At 38.9% G+C, this 14,052-nt stretch carries 7 protein-coding genes; 1 reads left to right on the top strand and 6 read right to left on the bottom strand.

Annotated features, from left to right (window positions below):
• Positions 1-4: 4 nt before the first annotated feature.
• The 4 genes from CLV73_RS02875 to CLV73_RS02860 all read right to left on the bottom strand — a co-directional run bounded on the left by CLV73_RS02875 (position 5) and on the right by CLV73_RS02860 (position 3,914).
• Positions 5-394 (bottom strand): hypothetical protein, encoded by a 390-nt coding sequence (locus tag CLV73_RS02875; protein ID WP_100375373.1) that lies wholly within the window; start codon positions 392-394, stop codon positions 5-7.
• A gap of 41 nt (positions 395-435) precedes the next feature.
• A complete protein-coding gene (locus tag CLV73_RS02870) occupies positions 436-2,943 on the bottom strand; it encodes a cation-translocating P-type ATPase (protein ID WP_100375372.1) in 2,508 nt (835 codons plus the stop codon).
• Between the two features lie 23 nt (positions 2,944-2,966).
• Positions 2,967-3,467: a heme-binding domain-containing protein gene (locus CLV73_RS02865; RefSeq protein WP_100375371.1), complete on the bottom strand. Its 501-nt coding sequence runs from the start codon at positions 3,465-3,467 to the stop codon at positions 2,967-2,969.
• 144 nt (positions 3,468-3,611) lie between these two features.
• The gene (locus CLV73_RS02860; RefSeq protein WP_228424192.1) at positions 3,612-3,914 is read right to left on the bottom strand and encodes a hypothetical protein; all 303 of its coding nucleotides are present in this window, start codon (positions 3,912-3,914) and stop codon (positions 3,612-3,614) included.
• Positions 3,915-4,686: 772 nt separating this feature from the next.
• Between CLV73_RS02860 and CLV73_RS02855 the strand changes: the two genes are divergently transcribed.
• A complete protein-coding gene (locus tag CLV73_RS02855; RefSeq protein ID WP_157798710.1) occupies positions 4,687-5,229 on the top strand; it encodes a hypothetical protein in 543 nt (180 codons plus the stop codon).
• A gap of 125 nt (positions 5,230-5,354) precedes the next feature.
• On the opposite strand, the gene CLV73_RS02850 is transcribed toward CLV73_RS02855, so the two are convergent.
• Positions 5,355-5,897, bottom strand: a complete 543-nt coding sequence (locus CLV73_RS02850; RefSeq protein ID WP_100375369.1) for a hypothetical protein — start codon at positions 5,895-5,897, stop codon at positions 5,355-5,357.
• Positions 5,898-6,086: 189 nt separating this feature from the next.
• A complete protein-coding gene (locus tag CLV73_RS02845) occupies positions 6,087-13,607 on the bottom strand; it encodes an RCC1 domain-containing protein (protein WP_157798709.1) in 7,521 nt (2,506 codons plus the stop codon).
• Between the last annotated feature and the right edge of the window lie 445 nt (positions 13,608-14,052).

Genomic DNA, 14,052 nt, shown 5'->3' with positions numbered 1-14,052 from the left:
TAGATTATATGGACAAAGATTTCGGTGGTTCCCAGACGGACCCTGTAAATCCTTTGTAACAAAAATCTTCATCTTTTGAAGGAATTTTATGAGATTGTAATGGTCTGAAACTTTCAGCTTTTGCTTCAAAATAAAAGCCTGGGTGAATCGTGAATATCAAAGTTAATGGTGCAGAATGAATTACAAACGGCAGTTTCTGATCTTTACCATAATCTCCATCTTTAACAGGATTTTCATAATGGGTTTTCAGAAACGCTGTAAGAGACATTTCCGGATTCAACTTTTTATGTTCCCAATAATGTTCTATCAAAGTCGGAATTTTCAACAGCTGATATACTTCAGTTGTTGAAATTAAATACAGTGACAATAACAGTATGGAAATCAATTTTTTCACAAATCAAAATTATAAAATATTTTATTAAGAATGATTATTTTTTATTTCCTTTCCAAAAGCCTTTTTAGAAGCTTATAGATCTCAAACCACAGCACAGAAACTGCAGCAGTAAGGAATGTTAATCCTAATTCTTTTACTGTAAGAGGCGCTACACTAAAGAATCCTGATACCGGCTTCACATATAGAATAACAAACAATAATACAAGAACCAACGCGGAAATCCCTGCTAATAAATAATTGCGATTTTTAAAACTTTCAAAAATACTGTAATGGAAAGATCGATTTACCAAACTCAGTAAAATATTCGCAAATATTAAAGTACTGAACACCCAAGCTCTTGTTGTAGGCTCATCATTCCCCAGGTGGACAGAATGTTGATATATCCATAGTATTCCTGCTGTGATAACCAATCCCTGAATAATACTTACCATAAGCTCTCCCCAGTTCAGAAATGTATCTGTAAGCACTCTTGGAGGCCTTTGCATTGCATCTTTTTCAATAGGCTCATTTTCATATACAATAGAACAGGTAGGTCCCATTACCAATTCAAGAAAAATAACGTGAACCGGGGTAAATATGTGAGGGAATACCCATCCCAGGAATAAAGGCAAAGAAACTGTAAGGATAATGGGAATATGAATAGAAATAATATACTGAACAGCTTTTTTGATATTGGCATAAATTCTCCTTCCCGCAGCAATTCCTACTACCAGCTTTTCAAGATCATCATTCGTAATGACGAGTGCTGCTGCTGATTTGGCAATTTCGGTTCCTTTATTTCCCATTGCGACTCCTATATGGGCAGCTTTTAATGCAGGTCCGTCGTTCACACCATCTCCCAACATGGCCACTACGTTACCCTGTGCTTTCAGCGCATTCACCACTTCAAGCTTTGCTTCAGGAAACATTCTTGTAAACAGAGTCGTTTTTTCAGAAAGCTTCATTAAATCATCTTCTGAACTTGCGGTGACCTCACTCCCATTAACAGCCGGAGCATTATTGATAATCCCGGCCTGCAATGCAATAGCCTTTGTGGTATCCGCATTATCCCCCGTAATTACCTTTACCTTAATCCCCGCATTATAAATATGCTGAAGCACTTTTTTTATTTCTTTTTTAGGAGGGTCATAAAATGCGGTCAGTCCTAAAAATTCAAAACTAAAATCCTGCTGGTTTTCAGGGAAATTATTTTCTTCAAAATGAGATTTGGCAACTCCAAGAACCCGATATCCCTTTTCACCAAATTCTTTTACAATATTTCTGATTTTATTTTTTTCCTCTTCTGAAAGTTCAGAAACAGTAAGGATTGCTTCAGGAGCGCCTTTTGCCGCAATAATTCTCTCTTTTTGTTCATTTTCAAAAAGATGGGTCATCATAGGAGGTTTTCCTTCCAAAGGATATTCATGAAATAACTGATAATTTTTTCTGTCGTCAGAATCCTGAGTTTGCTCATAAATCTTATGCAAGGTTATTTCCATCGGATCAAACGGAACTGGCTCACTGCTCCACATCGCGTAATCAATAAGTTCATCCAGCTCTTTTGTCTTGAAATTCTCCTGTTCATAAATCGTATCAGACTTATAATCATAAAGATGTTTTAGCTGCATTGAGTTTTCGGTAATTGTTCCCGTTTTATCTGTACATATCACTGTAACACTTCCCAACGTTTCGACAATACTGCTTCGTTTGATAATAATTCCTTCCCGCATCAGCTTCCAGGCTCCCAAAGCCATAAAGGTGGTAAAAGCTACAGGAATTTCCTCAGGAAGTACAGACATTGCCAAAGTCAAACCACTTAATAAGCTGGTCACAAAGTCTTCTGTTTTAATATAGCTGAAAACACATACCGCCATAAAGATCATCAATCCAATAATCGCCATACCTTTTACAAAATTCCGGATCTGAAGCTGTAAAGGAGATATTTCTTCTTTTATTCCCAGTATAGACTGCCCTATTTTTCCTACTTTCGTTTCTTTTCCTATTTGTTCTACCTCAAAAACTGCAAGACCGGAAACAGTAATTGTTCCGCTGTATACTTTATTATCTTCTGATTTGCTGTCTTTAAAAACAGAGAAGCTCTCCCCTGTAAGTGAAGACTGATTAACGGAAAAATCATTGCTATGTACAATTGTACCGTCTGCATTGATCAGATTACCTTCTTCGGTAATACAGAGATCTCCCACAGCAATTTCAAAAGTGGGTATTTTAATAATCTTTGAATTTCTTATGACCGTGCTTAAAGGCTCGTTCAATTTTTCAAGTTCTTCCAGGGCCTTTTTACTTCGGTTATCCTGATAGAAAGAAATAGCCGTAACTCCTATTATCGCGACCAACATAAATAATGCCTCACCATAGTCACCTATGATTACATAGATAAGTGAAACACATATCAATAAAATAAGCATAGGTTCTTTCAGAATATCAATAAGCATATCTGCCCATGTTTCTTTTTTAACTGCTTCCAGCCGGTTATATCCGTATTTTTTTCGGGAAGCTTCCACTTCCGCTTCTGTAAGACCTTTGAGATTTTCAGGGATATTATAATTCATGTGAAATGGATGTAGTATTAAAATTACTGAATGTTTTTGTCATAACAGAATAATATTGATGATCTGATCTCCTTTTTAACCTGAACCACCCATTTTTCTATTTCCGATTTATCCGTAGAAGATAATTTTGCATTATGATGGATTATTGTATACGAGCTAAGCGGCATTTCTCCCTCTTTAACGGTTTCGGCAACTTCATCTAATTTCTTCAATTTTCTTTCTTTAGTATAGGTATTAAATTCATCAAAATTCAAATGCCTCTTCCCTGAATTGACGTGATCTGCCAACCACCATTTTACCGGCTGTATATTACTATACCAGGGATATGCCGTATTATTAGAATGACAATCGTAACAGCTTGTTTTTAATAAGCCCTGTACGTGGGATGACACCTGATAATGTTTTTCAATTGCATTTTCAGAAGGAGTGGCTGATATATTCTTATCAGTATCAAAAAGCTGAATGACAAGCAATAACAAAAAGATAATTGCTATTGATTTTATTATTAAAGACGACTTTTTCATTATTTATTATTTTATTGTTGATTAATTTTAACTGGGATAAAAATAAACCTTTGAATATAAGGTTTGATACATCTGCAATTTACAGATGTATTCAAAGGCCGATACAACTTCCCAATCATTGATTGGAAATACAAATTAAATTGGCTAAATTTTCGGGGGCTCCCAGATAAAATCGAGGATTTCTTTGTGATAGAAAATACTTTTATAAAGTGTTTTTATGACGTCAAAAAAACAGCTTATTTTCTCCGTACAATGAAAGTCTAAAATTGAATTGATAACAAAAACTACCGAAAGCAGATGGTTATGTGATACAAAAGGTAATCTTTTATCCTGATCAGAATCATTATCCTTCACCGGGTCACCATAATGAGCCTTCAGAAAAGCATTAAACGACATTTCAGGATTTAAGTTTTTATGCTTTAGGTAATGCTCTATAAGAAGCGGCATTTTCAAAAACTGGTACAGTTCAGTTGTAGAAACCAAATAGAATGATAACAATAATGGAAATCAGCTTTCTCACACTACCAAAATTATAAAATCTTCCATTAAGAATGATTTTAAATTAACATTGTACACACTACCACAATAAACAAAAAAAACCTCTTCAAAAGAAAGAGGTTCACACAAAAACATGAAAAATCCCGAGATCGGGTGTGTATTTTAAGAAGTTACTAATTACCAAAATACTCGCTTTGTGTATGTACTGTATTTTTTATATTTCTATATTCTTATTTGATGATTATATTACTAAATCGTCTGCAATTTTATAAAAAACGTTTTTCACTTTCAAGTCATCAATAGAATGATTACGGTAATTATTCTATGTTTTATACACAAAATAAGCAGAAGAAATAAAGATTTTTTCTCTAAAATTACATGCTCTATAATCTGTTAATTTTATTCAAATTTTTTCCGAAATCCTTCAATGCTATAGTTGTCTAAATCATTTACTATAAGTAATCTTGCAGCGAAATGATATGTTTTTTAGTAGGGGATACTAAATACACGGTTTAGTCATGGGTAGCTTAATAAAAAAGCTACCCTTCTAAAACTAGAACACTATGATGAATCTATATATATAAATTTCCAGCTGCTATGAGCATGAAGAAATCTTCTTTTCTGATGAATAGCAAAAGAAATATTTGATCAAGTAAAGCAGATAAAATGCCTTGATGAAACATTGAATAAACACTGAGAATTCTAAAACAATTTCTTACCAATGGATCGACAAATACGGAAAAAAGAATTTTTGTTAAGAAGTTATATGTACACCTCCGAAGCTGAAAGAAAAGCATATTATGAAATTCCTTCGAGAAAAAATTTCACTAATATATTAGGTATTCTTATTACGCTGCTTTTGATCAGTATCTCAATCCTGCTTGTTCTGAAAAACCTATTATATATTCAAGATCTTCATTTTTACATCTTATTGTTTTTAAGCATTTCAATAGTGATTTGGAGAATAAGCCTGTTAAAAGTTATTCTCTTGGAAATATCGAAGAATACGTTATTGATAAAATACGTTCATCCGCTCAAAAAAAGCCAATATGAACTGCCTGCTTTAGAAATTCCTTTACATAAATTGAAGTCATTTAAAATAGCAAGGGAATTTTTTGTGTATTATTTGGAAATAAGCCGTGGAAGTGAAAGAGGAAATGGGGTAAAGAATTTTTATTTCCGTTTGGGGCTTCTCTCCGAAAAGCAAATGACAAACATCAGAGAAATCATCAATGCTGTAGATGATGAAATTACAGGAATATAATTTATACCTTAAAAGATATTATACCTTCCGGACTCGTTTTCATAACTATTTATATAAAAAGCCGTATATCGTTCAGATATACGGCTTTATCATTTCATCAAAGCGCATTTGGCACCTTTACAGTATTATGGTTTCCAAAAGCTCCATACCGTACCGTTATATACCGCAAGTTGTTTTTTTACCGTATCATAGACCATCATTCCTGGTGAAGGATTGATTACATTCAGGTGAGGACTGGCTACTTTAGGCAGAATCATTGCTTTATTGGTGTCAGATAGCACCAGAATACCATTAGTGGTATCCGTTGCCCCATTAACCCCGATCACCGTTTTTGCAGTGGATTGCTCTGTTTTGTTTGCTCCCTGTATAGAAAGGTCAGCAGTGCCTATAGTCGCTGATGTAGCATCATCTTCACTAAGGTTCACCCATACTCCGGCATCTTTCAGGTATTTTACTTTATGATCTGTGGTATCATAAATCATACTTCCTTCTGCTGTTATACCGCTTTTATCGGTTATATACGGAAGCACTAAGCCTCTGTTTTCCGTATTGGCAAACTCTAAAGAGACTGATGTATTGGTCACAGCCTGTTTCCCAACAGCCACCTGGGATTTCGCCGTTATTCCGGCCAATACCAGTACAGATGTTATAATATTTGTTGTTTTCATTTTTTAATGTTTTACTCATTAGTAATCCAAACAATAATTGTCATGCTGACGGAGGAAGCATCTCTTCCATTATGAGATTCCGCGATTCCTCGGGATGACAGACTACAGACAATTTGTTTTTTTAAAACCTCATAGGTTTTTGAAACCTATGAGGTTTGGTTTACGGCTATTAACCGTTATCATTCTGCTTTAATCCGGGCAGGTTTGTGTAGATATACAATACCAGCCAAATGTAGCCCCGTTATCCGTAGAGGTATACATCTTCATACATTTGTTGGTGGTATCATATACCATCATTCCTTCTACAAAGTTGGCCGGTGCAATTCCTACAGGATTACCTGCTGAGAACGCTACCCTGTTCGGTACAAAAGCTTTGGTTTTAGATTCCAATGCCAGCCAGCCTCCTTTTCTTACCATTGGCCAGTTATCAGAGTTGGTTCCTGCTCTGTTAAGAGCGGTAATACCCATTTTAGTATCTAACGCAGTCCCTGTTAAGATACCCGGTTTGTAGCAAAGGCCTGAAACTGCTATCCCACATAGATCAAGAGGCGATACATAAGTATATGTATTCAAAGTAGCCCCAGTAGAAGAACCGTCTCCCATAGATCCATTTGTTTTCAATCCAATAAAACCATATTCTGTGGAACCCTCTTTAAAGTTGATGATATGATAACCTCCGTCTTCTACAGCGATTACCTTATCATTTAGGGAAAGTTGGTTTGCAGAGGTCCCGTTACCAGGCATATATCTTGGGACAATACCACTAGTATTACTAACCCCGCCTAATTGCTGACGAAGATTGTATCCCCATCCCCATTGTTTTCCATCAGTAGTCAATACATTTATAGATGGATAATCATTAGTGTGTTCGGCCGGAGAGATCCAGGCGATATTGCCACCCAAAGAATGAGTAACACTATTAGCATCCGTATCGGTAGCTGTTATTTCCACCCAGCTCGTACGATCGGTAGAAGTACCGTCACCCAACTGTTTTTGGCCATTATACCCCATAGCAAAGAGCTTACCGGTAGTAGATAAAAGATAATAAGAACTTTCTCCTTCATTCACTCCCTCAGTCATCCCTATCATTTTTGGGGTTATTCCTGTTGGAACAATAACTTCTGTTGCATAATTAGATACTATAACATTAGTACCATCACCATGAAAAGTACTGGCACCCCAGGTATATAGCTTTCCATCAGAAGTCAAAGCAAATTTAGTATTCCAGATACCACGCACAGCAACTACATTGTCCAGCGTTTGGGTAGCCGATTTCATCACACGGTGCCATCTTGTACTATTAGCCGTACTGACAGGAGCATTATCTCCGTAATAACCTGAATTGTAGTTCCATACTGCACCGCTACAGGTTGTAATAGTTAATGAACCTTGATTAGCAACCATCATTTTTACATTAGTCGGGCTAACTCCCGGTGGCAGACCATCTGCCTTTCCGTTAACCGATTGCTTACCAAACCTTAAGTCCCCCGTGCTTCTTAAATTCAAAGGAAGAATAGCGTGTCCCCAAGTATAAAGCCCATCAGTAGTCAACATAACCAAAGCATCAACACCACTAGTATTACCACCGTTTGTTGTTACTCTTAACGGCGTACCGGTATAGTTGAAACCTGAACCTGAACCTGAAAGTGATGTAGCAGGGTCAATTTTCGTTGGAGTAAGAAGATTTAAAACGACATTAGAGTTTGAAGCAGATACATTAGGTGAAACTCCATATCCCCAAATGTAAAACGAACCATCTTTTTGTTTTGCTATAGTAGCTACTTCAGATGCAACAATGTTATCATACTCTATGGTATTCGGGTCACTAGCAGTCAGGTAGGCGTTGTCATTACAGCCTGTTGTACAAGATGTCTCGTCTACTGTTACATAAGTAATATACTTATTTTGCCCCGCTGCGAAACTATAAGGATGTACCCATTTTCCACTGGTGGCATCGTAGGCTCCACTCACATACACTACATTAGCTGTAAATGCAGCATCATCTGCCACTATCATTTTTACGTGATCACCACTTCCAAAACCTGCCCCGTAAGAACTAAGGTCTACCCCGAAGTTTACTGTACCAACAGCATTGGTAGGCTGTGCCAGCCATTGTCTCTGGATACGTGATGCTCCTGTATAGCCATTTACCGTAATGCTGTTTACTGCAAGATTCGTATTGTTATTATCTCCTAATACCAAATACGTCTTATCATTGGTAAATCCTGTACGTGCCGCATCCTGATTTGGATTGATGAAATCATTGGTTGTTGCCACCGTAAGAATGGTTCCTGCATTAACACTTTTTGAAACTTTCTGTTCCAGAATCTCAATATCATCTCTTCCTACCCCGAAAATATTATTATTGTATGTTGTATTGGTTGTTCCGTTCCATACAATATTTCCGTCAGTATCCAGGTAATGGTCTGTATTTACCTGTCCTAAGGTAATACCATACTTAATGGCAAGATAGGAATCAACTCTTCTCCGTTCTATATCAGACAGGGTACCCGCTCCGTAAACGATAGTTTCTCCTATATGTCCCGTAAATCCTGAATTATCACTTCCATTTGATGAAAAACGTGTGTCTCCAAAAATATGTCCGCCAAACATATTTCCTACAGCATTAAAATTAGTCGCTGTCGCCATAGCAGCACCATTCAAGCCTTTGCTGGTAGCTGTATTTGTATTTCTAAAATACATAATGCTTGGTATAGTTGCACTGAAAGCGGGAGCTACCGCCGGGTATTGTGTCCCCCCACCATAAGGTCTTCTTTCAAGGTTAGTGCTTGCCGGCCAAATACCAAACCCATCCCAGTTTTGATCATTGGTTGTGGTATTGTCCATCCCGGTACTAAATAATCTTGGAAACCCTGATCCAGTTAAGCCTTCTTTAGTGAAAGTAAATACGTCATAATTTAAACTCGTCAATGTACGTACGGTGTTATTTCCTAATGTCTGTGTATTTGCTGTAAAATTAATTCCCGGGTTAAAGTTGAAATAATTGGATGCTCCCAATACATATTTCGGTAAGGTATTTGTTCCTAACTGCGCTACTGTAGTTCCGTTCCAAACATCTGTCCATCCGGTAACGTCTGTTGCAGCACCTGTGTTGGCCACATTTTTATCAGCTCTGTACCAGTAAGATAATCCGTTGGCAACTCCTCCAGGAGCATTTCCGAAACCTGCAAAGGTGAAGAATTGTCCATTCCCCAGCGTAACGTTTGCGGTGTTATATACTACTCCATTTACAGTAACCTCTGTAATCATAGGAGTAAAAGTATCTGTTCCGTCGAAAACAGCATCCGGAGATTGTACCAGATACAGATTCTTCACGCCTTTAGGCCATGCCACCGTTACGGAGCCTACACTTCCTGTATTCTGTACTTTCCAGATCGATTCAAAACGGTAATTCGTTGCTCCATTAGAACCTGCAGTGTAAGCCAACGGCGTTTTTAGCCCTTGGAAAAGACCGTTATCCCCCGTCATCAGGAATTGTCCTTCTGCAAGGCTGTTGGTATTGGCCGCATTGGTATTAGTCAATGAGCTTCCCGCACCTATAATAAGCTTTTGCCCATCATTTATACTTCGGGATTGTTTTTGGTGTAATGCTGAAATATCATCTCTTGCTATTCCGAAAACATTATTATAGTAATCGATGACAGATCCATCCCAAACCACTGCGCCTGTAGAGTTCAAGTAATTTCTGTTCTGTTCCTTGCTGAGAGTTTGACCATATTTCACAGCAAGATAAGATTCTACTTTATTTACTTCTACATCGGTAAGTTTGGTTGGAAATACGATCATTTCATTTTGCTGGAAGGCTACTGATGTTTCTGCTCCTCCTGCCATCAATGCATTTCGGTTAGCTGCTATGTTTACATTTGAAATATTCGTGTTGTACGTCTGATGGAAACCGTTTAAGGTAATATCAACCGCATTGTTTCCGCCAACACCTGCGCCATTTTGCCAGGTACCTCCTCCAATATATGGGCCGTTAATCGTGTAGGTACTAACAGGGTCATATTCTCCAAGTATCGGATAGAATAAAAATTTGTTCCCGGTAAAATTATATAATCCCGGGTCATCCATTGTATTTGTTGCTCCCGACACTCCAAAGCCAAAAAAGGCTGTGGTACCTGTTGTACTCCCTGCAGAAAATAATGTTCCTGTACTTCTATCTATGATATTTCCCAGTGTATTTCCGTCATACTGCAACCATTTATTAGCTGTTGTATAATTTACAGTAGGGTTGAAGTTTACTAATGTTGTAGCATTTGAAAACTCAGGTCTTAGGGTTACTGTAGCCTGAGATAATGGGAATGGTTTACCATTGAACTCATTCCACTGTTGTACTGTTGAAGCATCTGTTGCATTGGTAGTACCAGCATCCGAAAACAAAGTATTGGCTGCATCAGCTCTATACCAAGCTGCTGAAAATACTCCTCCCGGAGCATACATATACCCTGCAAAAGTAAAATACTGCCCGTTTGATAATGTTACATTAGCTGTATTGTATACCACTCCGTTTACAGTAACTTCCGTAACCATTGGAGTAAAGGTATCTGTTCCGTCAAAAGCCGCATCCGGAGATTGTACCAGGTACAGATTTTTCACGCCTTTAGGCCATGCCACAGTTACGGTTCCTACATTTCCTGTATTCTGTGCTTTCCAGATCGATTCAAAACGGTAGTTAGTTGTCCCATTAGAACCTGCCGCGTAAGCCAATGGTATTGTTAAGCTTTGCTTTAAACCATTATCTCCTGCCATCAGGTATTGCAGGTCATTGGCCAATCCTGCACTGTTAGCAGCATTGCTATCAGCAAATCCAGTTGTAGAGATCACAAGTTTTTGTGCATCATTCACACTTCCTGATTGCTTTTGATGCAACGCTGTAATATTATCTCTTGCAATACCAAAGATATTATTATTATAACCGGTATTATTAGTTATGTCCCAAACTACGTTGCTGGCTGTAGAAAGATAATTTTCGTTTAAGGTAGTACCGTTCTTTACAGCAAGGTAAGAATTAACCCTCGATTGCTCATTAGTTGTAAGTGCTCTTTTGAACCATAAAACTTCCATAATGTCACCAGGAAAAGCACCTGGAGAATCCCAACCAGCATACCCTATTTTTAGGTGTTTTCCAAGTACATTAAAAGTATTTGTTGTAGTACCCAAATTAAAGGTTTCATAGATTCCGTCTAACCCAAGTCGTCTTTCTCCTGCTCCTGAGTTAAGTGCCTGATCCTGAATTGCAGAAAATACTGAAGTTTTATTTACCGTAAACGCATTAGCAGCACTCATCGTATTACTGTTTGCCTGGGGTCCACCATTTCCAAAATACTTGTATATGTGAGGGTTTCCTGAATTAATAGAAATCCCTGGTTCAGAGGCATTCGCATCGTCATCAATTCCTGTAATACGACCTGTTCCATTCGCAGATGTCGGTCTAACTGCCGAGAATACAGAAACCGAGCTTCTCATTGACGGATCCAAATAGTTATTAGTTGAATTTAGGTCACTATTTGTATTATAAAAGTATTTTGAAGCAGAATATCCGGTCGTATAGGGATGGAAGTTATGCGCTCTATCAGCAGGAGAAAGGGTAATCCCTCCTACATTGGGGATATCATCTGCATTCACAGACTGGTCTTTCCATGCTGTAGCAATAGTTCCCGCATCATCTGATTTCACCCAGAAATCTGCTCCAGCTACACCACCTGCGGCGGCAGTCATGACATTCACTGTCAAATCACTTGTACTGTTACAAGTACCTGTAGTCACGGTCCATCTGAAGGTATAGGTTCCCGGAGTATTAAAGCCCGTAACATTGGTATTGTAGGCCGATGGCGTTGCAATTACCGGATCGGTAGCACCTGCAGGTTTGGTCAGCAGTGTCCATGTCCCCGTAGCAACTCCCGGATTGTTTCCATTAAAAGTAGTCTGGGTTGTTCCCACCAAAGTTTGTGCAGATCCGGCATTGGCTCCCACTTGTGCTGATACAAATACGGAGAATGTATCTTCTAACGAAGTTCCTGAACATGCATATTCATCGGTCAAAATTTTTCCGGAACCATTACCTATGGCCTTTATTTTGAAGACATATTCTCCCTCTTTGTTTAGGTTACTTATCACAGTAGATGTGCTGGTAAGTGTTCTGAAAGAGGTAGCCTCAAAAGTTGGTGCAGCAGCCCCTGCTGGCGTAGACACTACAGTGAAATCATAACGCCCTCCATACCCCTGAAGATAACTTGGGTTAGACGTTGGAGCTATATAAGCTGCTGGTAATGGTACAGTTGCTGATACTACACCTGAACCCGGATAGCATACTGTAATATTGTCTACATTTACTGCAGGACGGGCATTATCTGAAATATGAACATAAAAAAGATGCTGTCTTGTACAGCCTCCGGCCGCAGAAAGAGTAATACTAAATCTATAGGTTCCTACTCTCCATCCTCCCGACGGTGGTGTAAGGGTTACACTTCTATTTGCAGTACCCGCTCCACCTTGTACAATTGATGGTGCACCTCCTGCAGGTATTGTTCCGGAAGACGCTACAACATCTGTAAGTGTAGGTGGATCTGCAGAGTTGAGTTTATAGTAAAAAGTAATAGGACTCGTAGATCCTGCCATGTTACAAAATACCACACCTCCCGAACTACCGGCACTGTAGAGTTCTGTCTGGTTAGGATATGCAGGGTCTACGAAAGTTATGGCATTAGGCTGATAACCGTTAAAGTTATAAGTAAGTCTTTTTGTAAAACTGCCTATGGAGTTTGAAATGGTAAGATCAAATACATAAGATCCCGTAGCTGTAATTCCCGAGAAATAAAGTCTACCGTTCTCCATACGGGAATATTGAATATTTCCTCCAGCTGGCTGACTTACCACAGCCATGGTAACTGTTGTTCCAAAAGAAGTATTTCCCGACGAGTTAGTAGTTGATGTTGAAAATTTGGGTGAAGTTGAGCTGGCATCATAATAAAACGAAGCGCCCGTAGTACCTGGTGCTATACACTGATTATAAGTAGTCGGAAATACCATATCCGGATTGGGAGTGAATCTGACGATCGCATCATCCTCATACCAACATGAAGAGTTATTAATCGAAGTGATTCTTAAAACAGCACGGTACGCAGGGTCGATGGTATGATCAGACTTATTGGTAAGCGTTAATGTTGGAGTTGCTGTTGTTGTGTTGCTCATGATAGCATTGTTTGTATTAACATTACCGTTGAATTCATAACTGAAAATGTTATAATACGTCCATGAAGCGGTGTATCCTGCCGGAATGGTAGCATTAAGTGTAGCTACCCCCGTAGTTGCGGGTATTCCGGTAATATCCGGCCCTGCGGTAAAGGTAGATACATCTCCCGGCGCCGTAATGGTCACCTGTGAAGTTACCGTACCGGAAGGACTACAGTTCTGCGCCACCTGAAATACATAATTTCCGGGGAATGTCATTCCTGTTACATTGGGCGTAAGGGAGTTTACATTACTGAACACCGGATCGGGTGCCCCCGAAGGCTTGGAGACGAGTGTCCAGACCGGTGTTCCGCTCGTACTGCCCGACGAGGTTCCCTGTAAGGTGTAGGAAGTACCACATATTGTGGCATTTCCCCCTGCATTTACGCTACATTGTGCGTAAATAATCATATTCCCCAAAAAGAGCAATACGATTAAAAAGAGGTTTTGTTTCTTCATACTTTTGATTATTAATTTTAATGTTGTTTTTTCTATAGACAGATCCCTCGATTCCTCGGGATGACACGACTGTCATATTGAGCTTGCCGAAATATCTTTTCCTTTCATCAACAGATCCTTCGGCTGTTCCGCTGTGCTGCACGCTCAGGATGACAGGGGGTTGTTTATTACCGCTTTGTCATGCTGACGAAGGAAGCATCTTTTCATCATGAGATCCCTCGATTCCTCGGGATGACAGAATATCTCTTAAAGAGAATTCTTTTACCGGGATCACGCTTGTCATATTGAGCTTGCCGAAATATCTTTTTCTTCATCAACAGATTCTTCGGCTGTGTCGCTGCGCTGCACGCTTAGAGATGACAGGGTTTGCTATTGACCGTCTTGTCATGCTGACGAAGGAAGCATCTTTTCGTTATGAGATCCCTCGGTTCCTCGGGATGACAGA

It is taken from the genome of Chryseobacterium geocarposphaerae, from assembly GCF_002797535.1.
GTDB lineage: Bacteria > Bacteroidota > Bacteroidia > Flavobacteriales > Weeksellaceae > Chryseobacterium > Chryseobacterium geocarposphaerae.
This window is presented reverse-complemented; position numbering and strand designations above follow the sequence as displayed.

Coding starts and splice junctions, on each gene's coding strand:
- CLV73_RS02850 (WP_100375369.1), bottom strand. CDS start 5,897: ATGAAAACAACAAATATTATAACATCTGTACTGGTATTGGCCGGAATA.
- CLV73_RS02870 (WP_100375372.1), bottom strand. CDS start 2,943: ATGAATTATAATATCCCTGAAAATCTCAAAGGTCTTACAGAAGCGGAA.
- CLV73_RS02865 (WP_100375371.1), bottom strand. CDS start 3,467: ATGAAAAAGTCGTCTTTAATAATAAAATCAATAGCAATTATCTTTTTG.
- CLV73_RS02845 (WP_157798709.1), bottom strand. CDS start 13,607: ATGAAGAAACAAAACCTCTTTTTAATCGTATTGCTCTTTTTGGGGAAT.
- CLV73_RS02860 (WP_228424192.1), bottom strand. CDS start 3,914: ATGCCGCTTCTTATAGAGCATTACCTAAAGCATAAAAACTTAAATCCT.
- CLV73_RS02855 (WP_157798710.1), top strand. CDS start 4,687: ATGGATCGACAAATACGGAAAAAAGAATTTTTGTTAAGAAGTTATATG.